We start from the raw sequence: 20,900 nt of genomic DNA, 5'->3' as shown, positions 1-20,900 counted from the left end.
ACCTCATACACTCGGAGGGATTTGAGATGTTAGTTATTCGGCCTATCCGTGCATCAGATTTTGATGCACTGATGTTGTGTGCGGAAGCGTCCGGCCATGGGTTTACCTCGTTGCCGGTGGATGCCGATTTGCTACAAGGGCGAATTGATAATTCGCTAGAAAGTTTTGCCAAAAAGGTAACAGAGCCTGGCCCGGAAGGGTACTTGATGGTCGCTGAAGATGTAGAAACGGGTGAGATTGCTGGGACAACAGGCATCGAGGCCGCGATTGGCCTCGACAACCCATTTTACAGTTACCATCTGACGAAGGTGGTGCACTCGTCGCGCAAACTGAATGTGCATAACATCGTGGAAGTGCTGACGTTTGGCAACAACTACACCGGCACGACAGAGATCTGCACCTTGTTTATGCGCCCTGAGTTTCGTGGCGGCCTAAACGGCAAGCTCTTGTCCAAGTGTCGGTTTTTGATGTTGGCACAATTTCCAGAGCGTTTCGCAGACGTGGTCTTTGCTGAGATGCGTGGTGTGTCTGACGACGAGGGGAACTCGCCGTTTTGGCAATGGTTGAAGGATAACTTCTTTAACATTGACTTCACGTTGGCTGACTACCTCACCGGGATTGGGGCGAAAGGCTTCATTGCTGACCTGATGCCAAAACTGCCGATTTACGTGAGCCTGCTTAGTGAGGAGGCGCGAGCGGTGATCGGGCAAGTGCACCCAAATACCCGCCCAGCGTTGCGCTTGTTGGAAAAAGAAGGCTTTTCGTGCCGTGGTTATGTCGACATCTTTGATGCCGGCCCCACGGTGGAATGCTTACGTCACAATATCGAATCCGTGCGTCATTCTTTTAACGCCTCGGCAAGCGTAAGAGAGCACAGCAGCGCGCAGGACTATTTGATATCGAACACGGACTTTGCCGGTTTCCGCGCCACGGCGGCGAAAGCGGCGGTGGATCATGAAACCAATCAGGTGGTGATCAGCCCCGCGGTAGCAGATGCATTGAATGTAAAAGAAGGCGATCAGCTGCGTTTGATTGCCATGGAGGGATAAGATGACAAAGCAATCAGCAGGCCATCTGATTAACGGTGAATGGGTGAAAGGCGAGGGCGAGGTGATGACCTCGCAAAATCCCTTTGATAGTCAGTGTATTTGGCAAGGTGAAGAAGCGACGCGCCCCCAGGTTGAACAAGCGGTTAGCGCCGCACGTGAAGCCTTTCTTCGTTGGCGTAATACTGAATTTGCCGAGCGCCAAGCGCTGGTTGAGCGCTTTGCCGAGATAGTGAAAGCGAATACGGATGATTTAGCGCGCACCATTGCGGAAGAGACGGGCAAACCATTCTGGGAAACCAAAACCGAAGTCGGTGCCATGGTCGGAAAAGTGGCGATCTCATTACGCGCTTACCACGAGAGAACGGGCTCACGCGAGAAGGACGTCAATGGCACGCAAGCGGTGTTGCGCCACCGCCCGTTAGGTGTGATGGCGGTCTTTGGTCCTTACAACTTCCCGGGTCATCTGCCCAATGGTCACATTGTTCCCGCGTTACTGGCCGGTAACAGTGTGGTATTCAAGCCGTCAGAGTTGACGCCGAAAGTGGCGGAGAAAACACTGGCGTATTGGCTAGAGGCGGGGCTGCCACATGGCCTTATCAATTTGGTGCAAGGTGGCCGTAATACCGGTGAGGCACTCGCGCAAGCGCGCGGCATCGACGGACTGCTATTTACCGGTAGCGCCAATACTGGCCATATTCTCCACCGCCAGTTTGCCGGTCAGCCTGATAAGATGCTCGCACTTGAAATGGGGGGAAATAACCCCTTGGTGGTCAGTGATCAGTTTGGTGATTTAGAGGCCACCGTGTATACCATCATTCAGTCAGCGTATCTTAGCGCCGGCCAACGCTGTACCTGTGCGCGCCGCTTGCTGTTGCCTGAGGGGGAAGTGGGTGACAAGATCTTGACTCGCCTAGCTCAATGGACAAAAACCGTGCGTGTAGGCGGTCAGTTTGATGATCCGGCTCCGTTTATGGGCGCACAGATCTCAGTGGCGGCAGCGGAAGGCATCCTGGCGACACAACAAAAGCTTGTTGATCTGGGCGCGAAGCCAGTGATTGAGTGTGAACATCAGCATGATGCGGTGATCTCGCCAGGGATCTTGGATGTCAGTGGTATCCAAGACTTACCGGATGAAGAGTATTTTGGCCCGTTGTTGCAAGTGCAGCGTTACCAGGATATGGCCGATGCGGTCACCAAAGCCAATGACACCCGTTATGGATTGTCTGCCGGGCTTATCAGTGAAGACGATGGTGAATGGCAGTATTTCCTTGACCATATTCGTGCAGGGATTGTTAACCGCAATCGTCAACTGACCGGAGCCAGTGGCGATGCGCCATTTGGTGGGCCAGGTGCTTCGGGGAACTTACGCCCTAGCGCGTATTACGCGGCAGATTATTGTGCTTATCCCATGGCATCCATGGAGGGCGAGCAGGTGATGCTTCCCGAGACGTTCGCCCCCGGTATACCGACTCAACAGGACTAAGGAGAGCAACATGGACAGTGGCCAAGCGTTATTCGACAAACTGTGGCAGGACTACATCAACCGCCTGTGCCCTTCGGCACATAAGGTGCATGCCTTATTAGAGGAAGGGCAACCTTTGATCAATGACCATATTGCCTTACGGACATTTGGTTTGCCTAAGGTTGGACTAAAGGTACTCGCGCGTCCATTTCTCGCCTTGGGGTATCAGCAAAAAGGTGACTATACCTTTGAAGCGAAAAAGCTCAAGGCTTGCCATTTTGAGCACCCCGATCCCTTGATGCCGAAAGTCTTTATCAGTGAGTTGATGGTCGAGCAATGCTCGCCCGCGCTTCAGGCGATTGTTGAGAAGCTGGTGGCACAAGTTGATGCGTCGTCACTTACAGGCAGCGATTTTCTCCATCAGGGCCGCCTATGGGATATTGATTGGGCAACCTATCAAACGCTTGCCGAAGAGAGTGAATATGCGTCTTGGGTGGCGGCACACGGTTATGGTGCGAACCATTTTACCGTGAGTGTGAATCAGCTGAATGCGCATGATGATTGCCTCTCGGTGAACAACCGATTGCGTGATAATGGCTTTGCGATTAACGAGTCAGGTGGGGAAGTCAAAGGGGATGCATCTGTGTATCTGGAGCAATCCTCCACCATGGCTGACCGCGTGCCCGTTACTTTCTCCGATTGCACGCAAACCATCCCGGGTGGCTTTTACGAGTTTGCTAAGCGGTATGTGTTGCCCAATGGTGAACTCTACCAAGGTTTTGTGGCTGCTTCGGCAGACAAAATCTTTGAAAGCACCCATTAGTGCGTCACACATTGCTTATCGACATCATGGGAAAAGGGAGCGTGTGATACGCTCCCTTTTTTATCGTCTATTGAGCCTCGATGTCGAGCCAAAACGTGTCTGGAATCGCTTGTGTTTCGTTGCTTAAATGCGGGTTGTCGACTCGGATGACAGTACGCTCACCAATGTTCGCCTTTTCAAAGGTTTCCTTAACTAAAGGCGCATTATTGAAAAACTCGATAAATGATCCGTCTTGATACGCCGCTTCAAAAGCGCCATTTAACATCTCGGCGACGTCAGCATGTTGCGGAGACACAAACAGGAACATTGGGAAGCGATAGATCAGCATCAGGTGTGGGTCAACTAACAGGTTACCGTATTGCGGCCGCTCGGCTAATTCACTAAAAGGCTCAATCAAGGCACGAGGGAAGAGATCGGCCCGGCCCGTATCAACCACTTTGAAAATGTTTTCAAAGCTCGATATTTCACGTACGCGAAATCCCGCTGAGTTAAGCACCTTGACGTCGGCCCAACCTTGTCCCTGAATCATAGTAAGAGACTGCAAGTCACTCGCGCTACTTATCTGAGCAAGTTGGGGCTCGGTGGCTTGGTTGGTAATAAACAGGCGGTGGCCGAGTAAGCCACGAAACACGGGATAGCGAACGGGGATCAATTCAGCTTCCAGTGTACGGTCGGCACCAAGCCAGTCGACGGTGAGCTTGCCTTGCTTGAGCATTTCCACCTTACGAGATTGAGAGCCAATTTGGCCGTCAAAGGCTTGTAAGGTAACAGATTCTCCCGACTTTTCGGCAAGAAACTCGATGAGCTCAATGGCATAGAGATCAAGCGCCGAGCCGGCGCGTGGCTCGGGGTGGACAATCGTCGTATTGGACGCAGCATGGACTGAAAACACAGAGAGCGCGAAGGCGGTGAGGGTAATCATGAGTTTTTTCATAAACGACACCTTGTTAATTTTATGTTAACCATGTCGTTTTGAGTGTAGAAGCAATCCGCGTGCTTGCCAGATAATGGAGATAAAAAAACCGACGCCAGGGCGTCGGTTGGTGATACAGAGAGCGGCGCGATTAGCGTGTGCCGTATACCACGATGGTTTTACCGTGTGCGGAAATGAGGTTTTGCTCTTCCAGCATTTTAAGGATACGTCCCACTGTTTCGCGTGAGCAGCCAACGATTTGGCCAATTTCCTGACGGGTGATCTTAATCTGCATACCATCAGGATGCGTCATGGCATCAGGCTGCTTCGCCAAGTTCAATAGGGTTTGCGCAATGCGCCCTGTGACGTCCAGGAAGGCAAGATCCCCCACCTTTTGGCTCGTTACCTGCAAGCGGCGCGCCATTTGTGAGGACAAGCGCATCAAGATATCAGGATTCACTTGGATAAGCTGGCGGAACTTTTTGAATGAAATTTCTGCCACTTCACACGGTGATTTGGCGCGTACCCAAGCAGTGCGCTCTTGGTCTTCTTCGAAAAGCCCGAGCTCACCGATGAAGTCACCTTGGTTAAGGTAAGACAGGATCATTTCCTTGCCTTCTTCATCTTTGATCAGTACGGCCACAGACCCTTTCACGATGTAATACAAGGTCTCCGCCTTTTCACCAGCATGGATAAGCGTGCTTTTCGACGGATACTTATGAATATGACAATGTGAAAGGAACCACTCGAGTGTAGGGTCTGTTTGAGGTTTTCCTGGAACCATATAACTTATTTCCTCTGCATGTGTTGCCCGGCAACAACGTCCTATCTTTGTCTGAGGGGTAACCCATCAGATCATTGCACAGAATACGAAGTCTGAACGCGGGCTACAAGCTCACTGTATGTTAACAAGAGTGTATCTTTTTTTGTTGGTGATTTCTTGATTTTGATCTAGGCCAACCGCCTAAAAAACTGGCAAAAACGTGGCTAAGATCACGGCTTGAGAAGTAATACATCATGAATGCGCTACGCCTCAGCCAATCTTGCCTTTTTCTATCAATTGCTGGATCAATGGACGTATGATCAATTCCATTGCAAAGCCCATTTTTCCTCCCGGCACCACTAAGGTGTTATGGCGCGACATAAACGACCCGGTGATCATTTGCAACAGATAAGGGAAGTCGACGTTTTTCATGCCACGAAAGCGGATCACCACAAAGCTTTCATCCAAAGACGGAATCCCTTTGGCATTTAATGGGTTTGAGGTATCTACCGTGGGAACGCGCTGAAAGTTGATATGGGTGCGAGAAAACTGCGGGGTGATATAGTGCAGATAATCATCCATTGAGCGCACAATCGAGTCGGTCACCGCTTCACGAGAATGGCCTCTATCGCGCGTATCACGGACAAATTTTTGAATCCACTCTAAGTTGACGATGGGGACCATACCAATCAAGAGATCGACGTGCTGCGCAACGTTGACGTCACCGTCGACCACGCCGCCGTGCAACCCTTCGTAAAACAATACATTGGTATTGTCGGCCAAGTCTTGCCATGGCGTGAAGGTACCAGGCATTTGGTTATAGGGCACCGCTTCATCAAAGGTATGTAAGTAGCGGCGGTACTTCCCGGTGCCTTGGTCACCATACTCACGAAAAAACTGTTCCAGCCGAGGGAAGTCGTTGGCGGTGGGGCCAAAATAGCTGATATGTTTACCTTGCTCACGCGCTTTACGGATCTCGACGTCCATTTCGGGACGGGTAAAGCGATGAAAGCTGTCCCCTTCTAGCCAGGCCGCTTTGATGTTCATCATTTGGAACATCTTTCGGAAGGCTTCCGAGGTGGTGGTGGTGCCGGCCCCTGACGAGCCGGTGACCGCAATAATTGGATGTTTAGCCGACATGACGCGCCCTGTCATTCAGTCTGAATTTGTATCGCGATACGGCGAGTACTGCGATGCTAGGATCCGAGTGCTGCTTTACGACGAATATCCACTGTCTCGTGCAACTCAGAATACACAATCACGGCTTCTCCGGATTGCAGTTGTTGGCGAACGTCCTCCACTTTTTGTGCAAAGCTGACTTCTTGCTCACCATAATCGGTTCCTTCCCGTAACACAAAATGCTCAATTAAACCTGTGAGTGTCTCGTCGGGAATCGATTGCCATGGAACCATCATACTACATCACCTTTTATCGATCTCAGGATGGCATGCTAGGGTGCCTGATGTGAATGTTGTGAATTGGCTCGCATTTTACCCGATCATTCCGCGTAATGCAGTGGTTCTCTACGCTTTCTTGATCGTGCGCGTGTCACTCACACGATCCGAATGAGGTGATGGTACGGGTAGATAAGTGGCAAGCCAGTGGGGGACGGCGTGCTCAAGCCAAAACTGTGGCTGTCGCCAACTACCGGCGACAAAGCCAACATGGCCGCCATGTTCAGTGAGTTGGTAATCAATGTTTGCGGGTAACGGGGACGTAGGGATCACCGCGTCGGTCATAAAAGGATCGTCTTTGGCATGAATAATCGCCAGTGGGGCCTTGATGGTGTCGAGCACCGATAAACCACTGCAGGCGCGATAATAGTGGAGGGCATCGTCAAAGCCATGAAGCGGAGCGGTGACGGTTTGGTCGAACTCGAACAGAGTGTTTATCGCCGGGCGCTCCCCCGCGTGCCATCGGCCTACTTGCTGATGCCGTGTGAGCTTTTCCGCTAGGGTTTGTCGCATCGAGCGCAATAAATAGGCTTGATAAATACGGGAAAAGCCTTGCTGGATACGCATCGAGCAGGCGGCAAGGTCAAGTGGCGGCGACACGGCGCAGCCACAGGTCACGATGGGATCATCGTGATAGTCGGCCAGGTAACGCACCAGCATGTTTCCCCCCAAAGAGACCCCGACTGCGCCAATTTGACTCTCTGGATAGGTTTGACGCAAATGGGTTAAGAAGGCGCGTGCGTCCTGGGTTTCTCCCGAGTGATAGGTCCGCGCGGCACGATTGAGGCGGCCACTGCAGCTGCGAAAGTGCATCACCACGCCGCACCAACCTTGGCGTTGGAAGGCCGCGAGCAAGCCGTTGGCATACGGGCTGTCAAAACTGCCTGCTAAGCCATGGAATAAAACAACAATCGGCTGTCCAGGTTGCGGCTGATGCGTCCACGCCAGATCAACAAAATCGCCATCGGGCAGGTCAAATTGCTGCCAGCGAGGGGTGAAAAGCGGGGCACGACGCAGAAAGCGAGGCAACAAGGTTTGCAGGTGCGCATTCCGCGCGCTGGGAATGGGTTTAAACGGTGTCATCATGGTTGCTTCCCTGTTCCTCGGCGGGTGTCACCTTCAGTGATGTGTATAGGTTGCGTGCTGATGGTGACAACTGACGGCAATAGTAGGCGAGAGGAGAGGCGCTGTCCGTGAGCCAGGTTTGACGATTCAGGGCATCGACTAAATCTTGCTGTTGGAATTTTTCTAAGCTGAGCTCGAAGTTAAGCATTTTTTTATATTGCCCACTCCCGACACGCGGCTTGATGTCACGCCGTAAATGACGGTAAGCAATCAGTAAGTGCTCAGAGCGGCTCAATGCGTGCTTCAGTTGTGTGAGGCTCTCGGGCGCAAGACCATAGCCGTGCTGTTCAATCCAGGCGAGTAATAAGGCAAGGTTGACGTTGCCTTGATGCTCGTCTTGGAGCCTGAGGCAAGCTTGCTTCACCTCTGGCTTGCCATAATGATGTAAACAAAACTGCCATAGGTCGGCGGGGTTCGCCATCCCAGGGGTTAGTGTTGATTGAATGTCGCCTCCAGGGCTTCCAGCTCTTCTTGTCGCTCCATCCATTCTTGTTCCACCTCTTCGAGCGTCGATTTGGCATCCGCTTGACGTTGCAATTGCGCCGTGAGTTGCGCCTTATTATCAGTGTGATAAATGTCAGGGTCCGCCAACTGATTTTCTGCGTCAGTGATAATGGCAGAGAGTTGCTCTATCTGTGTGTCGAGATTGTCAATTTTTTTCCGCAAAGGCGCGGTTTGCTTGCGTAACTCGGCATCGCGGCGTTTTTGCGCTTTGCGATCCATCTGTGTTTGTTGCGGCGCTGTTTTCTCCGCGGCCGCTTGTTTTTTGGTCTCGGCGCGATCGGCGCGCTGTTGATCGGTCAGCCAGCGATGATAATCGCTCAAGTCTCCATCAAAGGGTAGCACTGCGCCATTGTCGACCAAGTACAAATCATCGGTGGTGGCGCGCAGCAAAAAGCGATCGTGACTGACAATCACCATCGCGCCCTCGTAGGACTGTAAAGCGAGTGTCAGCGCTTGGCGCATATCCAAGTCCAGATGGTTGGTTGGCTCATCAAGTAACAATAAGTTCGGCTTTTGCCAGACCAGTAAGGCGAGCACAAGGCGGGCTTTTTCTCCGCCAGAGAAGGGGCCAATAGGCTCGAGCGCCTTGTCGCCTTGAAAGCCAAACCGGCCGAGAAAATCACGCAAGGTTTGCTCAGCGGTGGTGGGGGCCAACCGGTTTAAGTGCTGAAGTGGTGTATCGTCGATGCGTAACGTATCGAGTTGGTGTTGGGCAAAATAGCCAATTTTTACCCCTTGTGAATAGGTTAATTCGCCCGCCATGGCGGGTAAGCTGCCCGCGAGGAGTTTAATCAGGGTCGACTTACCCGCACCATTGCGCCCCAGTAAGCCAATGCGCGCCCCCGGCACCAGGTTAAGGCGAATGTTTTCAATAATGGGGGTCTTATCATAACCGGCCGCCACCTTGTCCATCATTAAAATGGGAGTGGGTAAGGCATCCGGTGTGAAGAAGGTAAAACTAAACGGATTATCGTATTGCGCGGGCAATACTTTCTCCATGCGCTCGAGCGCTTTAATCCGGCTTTGCGCTTGGCGGGCTTTGGTCGCTTTGTAGCGAAAGCGGTCAATGTAGGATTGCATGTGGGAAATTTGCTTTTGTTGCTTCTCGTACTGCGCCTGTTGTTGGGCCAATTTTTGCGCGCGCATCTGCTCAAAGTCAGAATAATTACCGGTGTATTCATTAAGTTGTTGATGCTCAATATGAATAATTCGGTTGACGACAGGATCCAAAAAGTCCCGGTCGTGGGAGATCAACACCAAGGTGCCTGGGTATTGTTGTAACCATTTTTCCAGCCACATCACCGCATCGAGATCCAAGTGGTTGGTAGGCTCATCCAGCAACAATAGATCAGAGCGGCATAATAGCGCTTGTGCTAAGTTCAGTCGCATTCGCCAGCCCCCTGAGAATTGGGTGAGCGACCAGTGGACTTGGGGTTGGCTAAAGCCCAAACCATCAAGCAGACTCGCGGCGCGAGCTTCAATGGTGTAGCCACCAATGGCATCCAATTTGTCGTGTAACATCGCCACCGCGTTACCATCATCACGGGCTTCGGCGTCGCGTAGGGCTTGTTGGAGCTCGCGGTATTCGCTGTCGCCATCAATGACATATTCAAGGGCGCTTTTATCAAGTGCGGGGGTCTCTTGCGCTACCCAAGCCACTTGCCATTGGTTTGGGTAATCACAACGGCCGGCATCCAGGGATAATTGGTGGCGGAGCAAGGCAAACAGGCTAGATTTGCCACAGCCATTTTTGCCCACCAAGCCGACTTTATCGCCTGGTGAGATAGTGGCTGAAGTGTGGTCAAGCAGGGGCTTACCACCACGAAGCAGTTGAATGTCGGAGAAGCGAATCATGATTACTCAGTCTGTCTCGGGTTGATGGATGCGCATTGTTGCGCGGTCGTTATACCAGCTTGATACGGGGATTGCCAAATTCTACCGCGTCATCCTACTGGTCAGACACAGACGGGGCATATTTGTGTGTTAAAGTTAAAAACACGGAATAAATGAACAGATTGCGTTCTGACCATAATCATAAGACAAGGAAGCCTATGCCCCGAGATAAGGCTGAAAGCCCCTCTCTTCCCAAGGTACTGGTGATTTTTGCTCACCCCGACCCCGATGAATCCGTTGCTAATCGTCGTTTAATTGAGGCCATTACCCCGCTGGCCCATGTCACCGTGCACGATATTTACGCTGCATACCCTGATTTTGTGGTGGACGTCCATCATGAGCGCGCGTTGGTCACTGACGCCGATGTATTGGTCTTTCAGCATCCACTGCAAATGTATTCCTGTCCGGCGCTGTTAAAAGAGTGGATAGATGTGGTGCTAGGGAAAGGGTTTGCACATGGTCAAGGTGGGGATGCGTTGGCAGGTAAAACCTGTCGCTTTGTAGTGACCACCGGGGGGGCGGCCGAAGCGTTTAGCCAACAAGGTTACAATAAATATTCGATGGCTGAACTCTTGCAGCCCTTTGAATTGACCGCCTCATTATGTCGGATGTATTGGATCCCACCGTTGGTCTTGCACTGGGCGCGTCGCGTTGGCGATGCCGATCGCGAGGCGTTTGCCGAGATTTATGCCGATTGGCTCGCCGATCCGCTGGTGCAACAAGGAGGAGAGGATGGATAACAACCTCTTATCGGTGGCTTTTGTCTTTTTATTGGCGGCGGTGATTGCGGTTCCGTTGGCGCAGCGCTTGGGCATGGGCTCTGTCCTTGGCTATTTGCTGGCAGGCATAGTGATCGGGCCCTGGGGGCTGGGCCTAGTCCGTGATGTGGATGCGATTCTCCATTTTGCGGAGTTCGGCGTGGTGCTGCTGCTTTTCCTGATTGGCTTGGAGTTGAACCCCAAAAAGTTGCTCCAGATGCGACGGCCGATTATCGGGCTTGGGGGCAGTCAGGTCGTGGTCACAGCGTTGTTTATCGGTGTGATTTGCGCATTGGCAGGCTTGACACTCTCGCAAGCGTTGGTAATTGGGGTTGGCTTGGCGCTTTCTTCAACCGCGATTGCGATGAAGATTATTGAAGATCAACGCCTGATGCGCAGCGAAACCGGGCAAGCGGGGTTTGCGGTCTTACTCTTCCAAGACATTGCGGTGATCCCGATGCTCGCGATGATCCCTGCGCTTGCCGGTGGCAGCGCTGGCAGTTGGCTCGACGTATTATGGATGTTTGTTGGCATCGGTATCTTGCTGGTGGGCGGTCATTTCTTGCTGCGCCCACTGTTTCGTCTAGTGGCTATGAGCGGTGTTACCGAGCTATTTACAGTGACCTCATTGGCCTTGGTGATTGGGATTGCCCTCGCCATGCAAGCGTTAGGGTTATCAATGGCGCTAGGTGCTTTTCTTGCTGGGGTACTGCTGGCTGAAAGTGAATACCGGCATGAATTAGAAACCGCGATTGAGCCTTTTAAAGGTTTGTTGCTCGGGCTGTTCTTTATTGCGGTGGGAATGACCGTTGACCTTGGTTTATTGCTCGACTATCCACTGGCCATTCTGGGAGCGGTTGCGGCGTTAATTTTGGTGAAGACCTTGCTGCTTTATGGCTTGGCGCGTGCCTTCGGGGTCGTACCGAAAGCGCGTAGTCAAATGGCGGTATTACTCAGCCAAGGGGGAGAATTTGCGTTTGTCATTTTCAATGCGGCGCGTAACCAGGGTTTGCTTGACCAAGAGTTAAACGCGTTTTTGTTGGTGGTGGTCAGCTTGTCGATGATGACCACGCCTTTAATGCTGACGCTTCAACAACGCTGGTTTGCCCGCACGTTCAACGAGCCAGAGGAGGCGCCGCCCCAAGGACAGTTTGAGCAAGCTGATGCGCGCGTGATCATTGCCGGTTTTGGTCGCTTTGGTCAGGTGGTGGGCCGGTTGATGTTCGCCAATAAAATTGGGGTGACCATATTAGAACGTGATCCGACGCAAATTAAGCTGCTACGTCGCTTTGGCTATGAAGTGTATTATGGCGATGCAACTCAGCTCGATTTATTACGGGCGGCAGGGGCGCATACCGCTGAAGCGATTGTGATTTGTACTGATTCGCCTGATGAGGTGATGGAAATTGTTGATCTTTGTGCGCGCCATTTCCCTAACCTTAAAGTAATGGCGCGGGCAAGGAGCCGTGTAGAGGCTTATCAATTGATGGCGCAGGGCGTGGATCAATTCTCGCGTGAAACCTTTTTGGGGGCGCTTGAGCTCGGGAGACAGACGCTAGAGTCACTGGGTATGCATCCGTACAAAGCCAAGCGAGCCGAAATTCTATTTCGTAAGTTGGATATGCGGGTATTGCAAGACTTGTTACCCCAACACAGTGAAGATTTAGCGACGGCCTCTCGGGTGAAAGAAGCGCGCAAAGAGTTAGAAGAAATTTTTGACCGAGAAATGCGCGGTGATAGTGAGCGGCACCAAAGTTGGAACCGAGATGAGTAAGGTGTTGAAGTGAAAAAACGTTTCATTGCTGGGGCTGCTTGCCCAGCGTGCCAACAGCTCGATACGTTACGAGTGTGGCGCGAAAATAATATTGACAAAGTAGAATGTGTCAGCTGCGATTATCATGATAGTCGGTTGCCTGATTCGGCACAACAGTCACACTCTGGTGCCGAGTCAGCAGAGAATGTCATTGGGATCTTTAAACCGGAGTAGGGGATCCGTTATCATCGGCAATCCATTTACCTTCCGGTCTCGGAGCGAGCATGAAAATTGCAAAAGATGTGGTAGTCAGCCTGGCTTACCAAGTAAAAAATGAAGATGGTGCACTTGTTGACGAATCAACAGCACAAGAGCCTCTCCAATACCTGCACGGTCATCGTAACCTGATTGTAGGTCTTGAGAACGCGCTGGAAGGCCGCGAAAAAGGTGAGAGCTTTGACGTGACTGTAGGCCCAGACGAAGCTTATGGTGACTACCAAGAAGCCATGGTACAACGCGTACCTGCTAACGTATTCCAAGGCGTAGACCAAGTAGAAGTGGGCATGCGCTTTATGGCAGAAACGGACCAAGGCCAAATCCCAGTTGAAGTGACTGAAGTTGATGGTGAAGAAGTGGTGGTTGACGCTAACCACATGCTAGCCGGTCAAACCCTGTCTTTCTCTGTGGAAGTGGTTGACGTTCGCGAAGCGACAGAAGAGGAAGTGTCTCACGGTCATATTCACCAAGACGGTGAAAGCTGTGGTCACGACCACTAAGACGGTATCCGTCTGTGGTGAATGAAAGGCGCCGAATGGCGCCTTTTTCGTATCAGTAGTGTGGTGGCGGGGTTTCTTCTGCTTGGCTGGCAATGTTTTCCGGCTCTATGTTTTTTAACTTACTGACTAAGTATTGAATTTGCACTGTCATACGCTCAATATCCCCCTGCTGCTGGGTTAACGCGCTGTTGAGCTGCTCGATGGTGTCTTCTTGAAAAGCGACCTTATATTCCAGATCGTCGATTTGCTGCTGTAACTTATCAATCTCGCTCATACTGCTCTCTCGCTATTGCGCGTCGGTTAACCAAGCTTGGGCGATACCGGCGGATGTCCCGGAAATCACTCGCCCGGTGGGGTCGATAGCCACATCATACACGACTGCGCTCGGCGGGCGAGTGTCTGGTTGTGCCAAGGCTTGCCAGCGGCCGATGTTTTCACCGCTTTGTACGTCCCATAACTCGACCCGCTGTGAAGGCGTGCCCGTCGCCAACTGACGGCCATCATCGGAAAAACGGGCACTGGCGTAAATGGCTTGGCGAGCGAAAATATCTAACTCACTCACCTTCTCGCCACTGGGTAAAGCCCAAATCACGGCGCGGTTGCCGCCATCAGAGACGAACGCGTATTGCCCGTCACGATGCAGGGCCACTTGCTTAACCCGTTGATCATAGGCGAAGTCGTTGATAATTTGTCCCGACTCGGTATCCCAAAAGTAGGCATGATGGTCATTACCGCCTGACAGGACGTAAGCACCATTGGGGGAAATCGCGACCGCATTGACTTTATCGCGATGCGCTAGGAACTCTAGGCGCCTCCCCGTGCCTAAGTCGATGAATAATGCTTTGCCGTTAGACATGGCAAGCACCAGCTTTTCACCATTGTTGCTGATCGCAGCATCGCGAATGATGCCGTCAGAAATGGACCAAAGTCCCTGAGACTGGCTCCAAGCCAGGTCCCAAACGGCAAAGTTTTGTGCCGTTGCGGTGATAGCGTAGCGTTTATTATCGGAAATATGGCTGACCACGACGGGGTTCGCATTGGGGTCTTGCGGCCCCAGCTCCGCCAACTGCTGATTGGTGACAAGGTCCCACAGCACAATATCGGTCTCGTCCGAGGCGAGTAGGGCAAATCGCCCGTCTCGACTCAGGCTAAAGCTGGTGGCGCCCTCAGGGTGGATTGACCAGCGCTGGGCTTCTTTGCCAGACTGCCAACAGCCGAACAGGGTGCTTAAAACAATAAAAATGCCAACAATGTGGCGGATTTTGGGCATCATACTTGAGTTCCAGTGTGTGCAGCCATATAACCACGAGTATATGGATAGAAACAGGCTTTCGCATGGTTGATGCGTCAGTAAATACAATACGAGGATTAATCCTTACCATCAACGGAGTACCCAATGAAATCAGTAATGAAGATGTCGCTACTCGCGGCAACCGTTGCCTTTGCCGTCGGCTGTCAGCAAGAAGACGCAAAAGTAGAGCAAACTAACCAAGCGGCTGAAAAAGCCGAAGCAGCGTTTGCGAACGAAGACGACAAAGCAGCCTACGCGATTGGCGCTTCTTTGGCACAATACCTCAACGCCAATTTGGAGCAGCAGGCCGAGATTGGTCTCGAGCTGGATAAAGAGGTGGTATTGCAAGGGGTGCAAGACGTCTTTCAAGGTGAGTCAAAGTTAACTGATGAGCAAGCACAAGCGGCACTGCAATCGCTTGATCAGCGTGTGACCAAGCTTGCGCAGCAACAAGCGAAAGAAAAGGCAGAAGCCGCCATCGCTGACGGTGAAAAATACCGCACTGAGTTCGCGCAGAAAGAAGGCGTAAAGGAAACTGACTCTGGGCTGTTGTACAAAGTCGATAGCATGGGTGATGGCGAGAAGCCATCAGCTGAAGACACCGTCGTGGTGCATTATAAAGGTACTCTGACTGACGGTACGCAATTTGATAGCTCGTACGAGCGTGGTGAACCTGCGACGTTCCCGCTTAATCGTGTGATCCCAGGTTGGACTGAAGGGGTGCAGCTGATGCCTGTAGGCTCTAAGTTCACCTTTGTTGTGCCGCCAGAGTTGGCTTATGGCGACCAAGACACCGCATCGATCCCGGCTAATTCAACCTTGGTGTTTGATGTTGAGTTACTTGAAATTAAAGACGATAGCAACAAAGAAGCGGCCAGCGAAGGCTAAATCACCCCGTCTTGTCGTATAGCATTCGCCCCGGCCTAGCCGGGGCTTTTTACATTTTTCAGCGTGAATTCTGTTAAACTGAGCGCAGAACAAAAAAGAGACATGGTCGAATAAGGATAGGCGTACGTGGTACCGACAGAGGGTTTTGGCGCGAACATTATGACGGAAAGTGAGCTCATTGAGCCCAATCCACTCAACCAACAAGACAGCATTATATTGCAGTCATATTCGGCTGTGGTTGATGGGCTAGCAGCCTTGATTGGTGAGCACTGTGAAATCGTGCTGCATGCATTAGACGATTTAAATAAGTCTGCAATAAAAATTGCCAATGGCGAGAACACCGGGCGCCAGGTAGGCTCGCCCATCACTGATTTAGCGTTGCGTATGCTACGTGATATCGAAGGGTCCGAGCGCAACTTTTCTCGCGCTTACTTTACGCGTGCGAAAAGTGGCACCTTGATGAAATCAATCACGGTGGCCATTCGCAATGGAGACAATCGCATCATTGGGCTGTTATGTATCAATATCAATTTAGATGCCCCTTTTTCTCAGGTACTGCAAGCCTTCATCCCCGACGACCAAGCTAAACAAGCGGCCTCATCGGTTAACTTTGCCAGTGATGTTGACGAGCTGGTGGATCAAACGGTCGAGCGTACCGTTGAAGAAGTGAACGCCGATAAAAGCGTGTCTAACAATACCAAAAACCGCCAGATAGTGATGGCGCTCTATGATAAAGGCATTTTTGATATCAAGGATGCCATTAATCGGGTCGCGGCTCGGCTGAATATCTCTAAACATACGGTGTACCTTTACGTCAGACAACGTAAAACCGAAGAGGCTGAGTCATGAGTTTGCAGTATGTGTTAGTGGTGACTGAGCCGGCTTATGGGTCACAGATGGCACGTACCGCGTATCAGTTTGCCTGTGCGGCGATTGAAGCAGGACATCAGGTCAGTAAGGTGTTCTTTTATCAAGACGGCGTGTTAAACGGCATGGCGACCACGGTGCCTGCCAACGATGAGTTTGATATGGTGACAGCATGGCAAACCCTCGCGCGAGATCATCAGGTGCAACTGGAAACGTGCGTGGCGGCGGCGCTGCGCCGTGGTGTGATCAGTGATCAGGAAGCGACACAACATGAGTTAGCGCAAAGCACCTTGGCCGCGGGGTTTTCACAAGCGGGGCTCGGAGCGCTAGCGGAAGCTTTATTGACCGCAGACCGCGTGATGCAGTTTTAAGGGGGATGTGATGCAAATAGGGTTTGTTTTTTCCTCGGCGCCTCACGGTCGCGCGAGTGGTCGAGAAGGGCTTGATGCGCTGCTTGCCGCGTCCGCCTTTTGTGACAACCTTGCGGTGTTTTTTATCGGCGACGGTGTCTTTCAATTACTTGAAGGGCAGCAACCGAGCCACATTTTGAGCCGCGACTATATTGCCAGTTTTAAAATGCTCCCTTTGTGTGATGTCGAAGCGATTTATGTCTGTCAGGCCTCGTTGACCGCACGAGGACTTGAGCAAGCCTCGACTGTGCTGCCAACTCAAGCGTTATCCGTCGAGCAAATCAAAACGCAGCTGTCAGGCTGCGATCGCATTTTGCATTTTTAAGGAGAAGGCCGTGCTGCACCTGGTCAAACACTCACCATACAGCCGTCAAGCCTTGGCACAGTGCTTAGACTACGCGCCGTCAAACAGTGCGATTGTCTTGATCAGCGATGCCGTCGTCGCCGGGATGGCGGGGAGCGAGTGGGCAACCCGATTGTTTACCGAGACTCATGCTGTTTATTTGCTCAAAGATGATGTGGACGCACGAGGGCTAGGCGATACATTACACCCTCGTGCTGAGCTGATTGATATGCATCAATTGGTCGATTTGAGTGCTGAACATGTCACGCAAATGACATGGTAATCGGCTAGTCTTTGTCGTGTGTGAAAATCCCCCGCGTGTTGTTCGAAAAACAAACAATGCAAAGATCTCTGTATAAATCTTGACACCCCATACCCCGACGCCTAAAATTTCGCGTCCCTGTTGTATTGGGGCTAGATTTTTCACACTTATACGTTAAGTAATATCAGGAGCTATTTAATGGCAACTATTAACCAGCTGGTCCGCAAGCCACGCTTGAAGCAAGTTGCGAAAAGCAACGTGCCTGCGTTGGAAGCGTGTCCACAAAAACGTGGTGTATGTACTCGTGTTTACACCACTACTCCAAAGAAACCAAACTCTGCACTGCGTAAAGTATGCCGTGTACGTTTGACCAATGGCTTTGAAGTCACCTCTTACATTGGTGGTGAAGGCCACAACCTGCAAGAGCACAGTGTTGTGCTTATCCGCGGCGGTCGTGTTAAAGACTTGCCGGGTGTGCGTTACCACACTGTTCGTGGCGCACTAGACTGTGCAGGCGTTAACGGCCGTAAACAAGGTCGTTCTAAGTACGGTGTGAAGCGTCCTAAGTCTTAATGGATTCCGTTAAGTAAGGCCAAACACTCAAACAATTGAATTTTGAAAAAACTGAAAAGTTTTGGATAAAACCTGAAGAAGACAACGGAGATAATCCATGCCACGTCGTCGCGTAATTGGTCAGCGTAAAATTCTTCCAGATCCTAAGTTCGGATCAGAATTGCTGGCAAAATTTGTAAACATCCTGATGGTTGACGGTAAGAAGTCAACTGCTGAAAAAATCGTTTATGGTGCACTAGACATCATGGCTGAGCGTTCTGGTAAAGAGCACTTGGCTGTATTCGAACAAGCTCTTGAAAACGTACGCCCAGCGGTCGAGGTTAAATCTCGCCGTGTAGGTGGTTCAACTTACCAAGTGCCAGTAGAAGTACGTCCTGTACGTCGTAACGCACTGGCTATGCGTTGGTTGGTTGAAGCCGCTCGTAAGCGTGGTGAAAAATCTATGGCTCAGCGCCTAGCAAGCGAGATGCTAGACGCGTCAGAAAACAAAGGTACTGCTGTTAAGAAACGTGAAGACGTTCACCGTATGGCAGACGCGAACAAAGCGTTCGCACATTACCGCTGGTAATGCCTTCATGGCGTGTCCCATTCGGGGCACGCCAAACCCATTTTCTAAGGTTAACCTTAGCAAGAGGATACTATTGTGGCTCGTAAAACCCCTATCGAGCGCTACCGTAACATCGGTATTTGTGCTCACGTAGACGCCGGTAAAACCACGACTACCGAGCGGATCCTGTTCTACACAGGTCTGTCACACAAAATCGGTGAGGTACACGACGGCGCCGCTACCATGGACTGGATGTCGCAAGAGCAGGAGCGTGGTATCACCATCACCTCAGCCGCGACCACGACTTTCTGGGCCGGTTCTGATCAGCAGTTCAAACAACACCGCGTAAACATCATCGACACCCCTGGACACGTTGACTTCACTATCGAAGTTGAGCGTTCTTTGCGTGTGCTTGATGGTGCGGTAGTTGTATTCTGTGGTTCATCAGGTGTTGAGCCTCAGTCTGAGACCGTATGGCGTCAGGCTGACAAATACGAAGTACCGCGTATGGTATTCGTGAACAAGATGGACCGTGCGGGTGCCGATTACCTGCGCGTGGTTGATCAAATCAAAAACCGTCTTGGCGCACATCCTGTGCCAATTCACTTGAACATTGGTGCAGAAGACCAGTTCAAGGGCGTCATTGACCTGATCAAAATGAAAGCGATCAACTGGAACGAAGAAGACATGGGTATGACTTATACCTATGAAGAAATTCCAGACGATCTGAAAGAGCAAGCAGAAGAATGGCACAACTACCTGGTTGAGTCTGCTGCGGAAGCCTCTGAAGAGCTGATGGACAAGTACCTTGAAGAAGGTGAGTTGTCTGAAGAAGAAATCAAGACAGCGCTGCGTCAGCGTACGCTTGACAACGAAATCGTACTGGCAACCTGTGGTTCTGCGTTTAAGAACAAAGGCGTTCAGGCCGTACTGGATGCGGTTATCGAATACTTGCCTTCACCGATTGACGTTAAGTCAATCAAAGGTGAAGACGAAGACGGTAACCCAATCGAGCGTCATGCAGACGATAAAGAACCGTTTGCATCACTGGCATTTAAGATTGCAACCGACCCATTCGTGGGCACGTTGACCTTTATGCGTGTTTACTCAGGCGTGGTTAACTCTGGCGACACTGTCTATAACTCAGTGAAGCAAAAGCGTGAGCGTTTGGGCCGTATCGTACAGATGCACTCGAACAAGCGTGAAGAGATCAAAGAAATCCGTGCCGGTGACATCGCTGCTGCGGTTGGTCTGAAAGACGTGACCACGGGTGACACCCTATGTGCAATGGATTCAAAAGTAATCCTAGAGCGCATGGAGTTCCCAGATCCAGTTATCCAAATCGCGGTTGAGCCTAAGTCTAAAGCTGACCAAGAGAAAATGGGTATCGCGCTAGGTAAACTGGCGGCAGAAGATCCATCTTTCCGTGTTGAGTCTGACGAAGAGTCTGGCCAGACCCTGATTTCTGGTATGGGTGAGCTTCACCTAGACATCATCGTTGACCGTATGCGTCGCGAATTTAACGTTGAGTGTAACGTTGGTAAGCCTCAGGTAGCTTATCGCGAAACCATCCGTGGTAGCACCAAAGTTGAAGGTAAGTTCGTTAAGCAGTCTGGTGGTCGTGGTCAGTACGGTCACGTATGGCTGAAAATCGAACCATCAGAGCCAAACGAAGGTTTTGTCTTCGTTGACGAAATCGTTGGTGGTGTGGTTCCACGTGAATACATCAGCTCTGTTGCTAAAGGTATCGAAGAGCAGATGGCCAACGGTGTACTCGCTGGCTATCCGGTACTTGACGTTAAGGCAACCTTGTTCGATGGTTCTTACCACGATGTTGACTCTAACGAAATGGCGTTTAAGATCGCCGCATCAATGGCATTCAAGAAAGGTGCTCACGACGCGCAACCTGTTATGCTTGAGCCAATGATGAAGGTTGAAGTAACCACGCCAGAAGAGTGGATGGGTGACGTTGTTGGTGACTTGAACCGTCGTCGTGGCCTGATCGGTGGTATGGACGAAGGCCCAGCGGGTCTGAAGATCGTACGTGCCCAGGTTCCACTGTCTGAAATGTTCGGTTACGCTACTGACCTACGTAGTGCAACACAAGGCCGTGCATCTTACTCGATGGAATTCAGCGAGTACGGTGAAGTGCCTAAGAACATCGCTGACGCCCTGATCGCAGAGCGTAGCTAATTATTTTGGTCCAGATGCCGACATCATGGTCGGCATCAAACACTGACTTCTGAGTTACTAGGCCAAGTCCTTTAACTCACAACTAGGAAGGAAGACGATCGTGTCTAAAGAAAAATTTGAACGTACGAAAACGCACGTTAACGTTGGTACTATCGGCCACGTTGACCATGGTAAAACTACGCTGACCGCAGCTATCTGTACGGTACTTGCAAAAGTACACGGCGGTGCTGCTCGTGACTTCGCGTCAATCGAT

At 51.3% G+C, this 20,900-nt stretch carries 25 protein-coding genes; 16 read left to right on the top strand and 9 right to left on the bottom strand.

Annotated elements, in window-relative coordinates:
- The first annotated feature begins 26 nt into the window (after positions 1 to 26).
- From astA to BZG25_RS06215, 3 genes are read left to right on the top strand one after another with little or no spacing between them, the layout of a single operon-like run.
- Entirely contained in the window at positions 27 to 1,049 is a 1,023-nt protein-coding gene (astA, locus tag BZG25_RS06225; protein WP_046074770.1) for an arginine N-succinyltransferase, read from the top strand.
- A 1-nt stretch (position 1,050) separates the two neighbouring features.
- Positions 1,051 to 2,532, top strand: a complete 1,482-nt coding sequence (gene astD / locus BZG25_RS06220) for a succinylglutamate-semialdehyde dehydrogenase (protein WP_046074771.1) — start codon at positions 1,051 to 1,053, stop codon at positions 2,530 to 2,532.
- Positions 2,533 to 2,542: 10 nt separating this feature from the next.
- Entirely contained in the window at positions 2,543 to 3,334 is a 792-nt protein-coding gene (locus BZG25_RS06215) for a DUF1338 domain-containing protein (protein ID WP_077578262.1), read from the top strand.
- A 67-nt stretch (positions 3,335 to 3,401) separates the two neighbouring features.
- Here the strand turns inward: BZG25_RS06215 and BZG25_RS06210 are convergent, their stop codons facing one another.
- The 7 genes from BZG25_RS06210 to BZG25_RS06180 all read right to left on the bottom strand — a co-directional run bounded on the left by BZG25_RS06210 (position 3,402) and on the right by BZG25_RS06180 (position 9,947).
- On the bottom strand, positions 3,402 to 4,268 hold the full coding sequence (locus BZG25_RS06210) for an ABC transporter substrate-binding protein (RefSeq protein ID WP_077578263.1): 867 nt from the start codon (positions 4,266 to 4,268) through the stop codon (positions 3,402 to 3,404).
- Positions 4,269 to 4,398: 130 nt separating this feature from the next.
- Positions 4,399 to 5,031 carry a cAMP-activated global transcriptional regulator CRP gene (gene crp / locus BZG25_RS06205; RefSeq protein ID WP_002535199.1) on the bottom strand — a complete coding sequence of 211 codons (633 nt, stop codon included), beginning with the start codon at positions 5,029 to 5,031 and terminating at the stop codon, positions 4,399 to 4,401.
- A gap of 249 nt (positions 5,032 to 5,280) precedes the next feature.
- Positions 5,281 to 6,150 carry a phosphoribulokinase gene (locus tag BZG25_RS06200; protein WP_046074773.1) on the bottom strand — a complete coding sequence of 290 codons (870 nt, stop codon included), beginning with the start codon at positions 6,148 to 6,150 and terminating at the stop codon, positions 5,281 to 5,283.
- 56 nt (positions 6,151 to 6,206) lie between these two features.
- Complete coding sequence (locus tag BZG25_RS06195; protein WP_046074774.1) at positions 6,207 to 6,425, bottom strand: YheU family protein; 219 nt, start codon at positions 6,423 to 6,425, stop codon at positions 6,207 to 6,209.
- Positions 6,426 to 6,533: 108 nt separating this feature from the next.
- Positions 6,534 to 7,550 (bottom strand): hydrolase, encoded by a 1,017-nt coding sequence (locus BZG25_RS06190; RefSeq protein WP_077638698.1) that lies wholly within the window; start codon positions 7,548 to 7,550, stop codon positions 6,534 to 6,536.
- The gene (locus BZG25_RS06185; RefSeq protein ID WP_077638697.1) at positions 7,534 to 8,076 is read right to left on the bottom strand and encodes a TIGR02444 family protein; all 543 of its coding nucleotides are present in this window, start codon (positions 8,074 to 8,076) and stop codon (positions 7,534 to 7,536) included. Before BZG25_RS06185 ends, BZG25_RS06190 begins: the two co-directional genes overlap by 17 nt.
- Positions 8,019 to 9,947: an ABC transporter ATP-binding protein gene (locus BZG25_RS06180; protein ID WP_077638696.1), complete on the bottom strand. Its 1,929-nt coding sequence runs from the start codon at positions 9,945 to 9,947 to the stop codon at positions 8,019 to 8,021. The genes BZG25_RS06185 and BZG25_RS06180 overlap by 58 nt, the downstream gene beginning before the upstream one ends.
- A gap of 197 nt (positions 9,948 to 10,144) precedes the next feature.
- On the opposite strand from BZG25_RS06180, the gene kefG reads away from it, so the two are divergent.
- Genes kefG through slyD form a run of 4 tightly spaced genes read left to right on the top strand, consistent with a single transcriptional unit; the run spans position 10,145 to position 13,273 of the window.
- The gene (kefG, locus tag BZG25_RS06175) at positions 10,145 to 10,726 is read left to right on the top strand and encodes a glutathione-regulated potassium-efflux system ancillary protein KefG (protein WP_046074778.1); all 582 of its coding nucleotides are present in this window, start codon (positions 10,145 to 10,147) and stop codon (positions 10,724 to 10,726) included.
- Positions 10,719 to 12,518, top strand: coding sequence for a glutathione-regulated potassium-efflux system protein KefB (gene kefB / locus BZG25_RS06170; RefSeq protein ID WP_077638695.1), 1,800 nt, complete (start codon positions 10,719 to 10,721; stop codon positions 12,516 to 12,518). Before kefG ends, kefB begins: the two co-directional genes overlap by 8 nt.
- A gap of 9 nt (positions 12,519 to 12,527) precedes the next feature.
- Positions 12,528 to 12,731 (top strand): YheV family putative zinc ribbon protein, encoded by a 204-nt coding sequence (locus BZG25_RS06165; protein WP_046074780.1) that lies wholly within the window; start codon positions 12,528 to 12,530, stop codon positions 12,729 to 12,731.
- 50 nt (positions 12,732 to 12,781) lie between these two features.
- Positions 12,782 to 13,273, top strand: a complete 492-nt coding sequence (gene slyD / locus BZG25_RS06160) for a peptidylprolyl isomerase (protein ID WP_046074781.1) — start codon at positions 12,782 to 12,784, stop codon at positions 13,271 to 13,273.
- 52 nt (positions 13,274 to 13,325) lie between these two features.
- Here slyD and BZG25_RS06155 read toward each other — a convergent pair whose 3' ends face one another.
- Both BZG25_RS06155 and BZG25_RS06150 read right to left on the bottom strand, forming a co-directional pair.
- On the bottom strand, positions 13,326 to 13,547 hold the full coding sequence (locus tag BZG25_RS06155) for a SlyX family protein (protein ID WP_046074782.1): 222 nt from the start codon (positions 13,545 to 13,547) through the stop codon (positions 13,326 to 13,328).
- A gap of 12 nt (positions 13,548 to 13,559) precedes the next feature.
- Positions 13,560 to 14,543 (bottom strand): WD40 repeat domain-containing protein, encoded by a 984-nt coding sequence (locus tag BZG25_RS06150; protein WP_046074827.1) that lies wholly within the window; start codon positions 14,541 to 14,543, stop codon positions 13,560 to 13,562.
- Positions 14,544 to 14,669: 126 nt separating this feature from the next.
- Here BZG25_RS06150 and fkpA point away from each other — a divergent pair, with 126 nt between their 5' ends.
- The 9 genes from fkpA to BZG25_RS06105 all read left to right on the top strand — a co-directional run.
- Positions 14,670 to 15,452, top strand: a complete 783-nt coding sequence (gene fkpA, locus BZG25_RS06145) for an FKBP-type peptidyl-prolyl cis-trans isomerase (protein WP_046074783.1) — start codon at positions 14,670 to 14,672, stop codon at positions 15,450 to 15,452.
- A gap of 159 nt (positions 15,453 to 15,611) precedes the next feature.
- Positions 15,612 to 16,301 (top strand): transcriptional regulator, encoded by a 690-nt coding sequence (locus BZG25_RS06140; protein WP_152795982.1) that lies wholly within the window; start codon positions 15,612 to 15,614, stop codon positions 16,299 to 16,301.
- The gene (gene tusD / locus BZG25_RS06135) at positions 16,298 to 16,690 is read left to right on the top strand and encodes a sulfurtransferase complex subunit TusD (protein ID WP_046074785.1); all 393 of its coding nucleotides are present in this window, start codon (positions 16,298 to 16,300) and stop codon (positions 16,688 to 16,690) included. Before BZG25_RS06140 ends, tusD begins: the two co-directional genes overlap by 4 nt.
- Before the next feature lie 7 nt (positions 16,691 to 16,697).
- Entirely contained in the window at positions 16,698 to 17,054 is a 357-nt protein-coding gene (tusC, locus tag BZG25_RS06130) for a sulfurtransferase complex subunit TusC (RefSeq protein ID WP_077578270.1), read from the top strand.
- A 10-nt stretch (positions 17,055 to 17,064) separates the two neighbouring features.
- Entirely contained in the window at positions 17,065 to 17,355 is a 291-nt protein-coding gene (tusB, locus tag BZG25_RS06125) for a sulfurtransferase complex subunit TusB (RefSeq protein WP_158010016.1), read from the top strand.
- Positions 17,356 to 17,532: 177 nt separating this feature from the next.
- Positions 17,533 to 17,907 (top strand): 30S ribosomal protein S12, encoded by a 375-nt coding sequence (gene rpsL, locus BZG25_RS06120; protein ID WP_025673238.1) that lies wholly within the window; start codon positions 17,533 to 17,535, stop codon positions 17,905 to 17,907.
- 97 nt (positions 17,908 to 18,004) lie between these two features.
- The gene (gene rpsG / locus BZG25_RS06115; RefSeq protein WP_025673237.1) at positions 18,005 to 18,475 is read left to right on the top strand and encodes a 30S ribosomal protein S7; all 471 of its coding nucleotides are present in this window, start codon (positions 18,005 to 18,007) and stop codon (positions 18,473 to 18,475) included.
- A 75-nt stretch (positions 18,476 to 18,550) separates the two neighbouring features.
- Positions 18,551 to 20,647 (top strand): elongation factor G, encoded by a 2,097-nt coding sequence (gene fusA / locus BZG25_RS06110; RefSeq protein ID WP_046074788.1) that lies wholly within the window; start codon positions 18,551 to 18,553, stop codon positions 20,645 to 20,647.
- Between the two features lie 100 nt (positions 20,648 to 20,747).
- Positions 20,748 to 20,900: GTP-binding protein (locus BZG25_RS06105; protein WP_241828664.1), on the top strand; the 153-nt coding region annotated here is incomplete at its 3' end.

This window comes from Salinivibrio sp. ML198, assembly GCF_001996015.1.
Lineage (GTDB): Bacteria > Pseudomonadota > Gammaproteobacteria > Enterobacterales > Vibrionaceae > Salinivibrio > Salinivibrio siamensis.
Note: the sequence above shows the minus strand (reverse complement) of the source record. Positions and strands in the feature narration are given on the sequence as shown.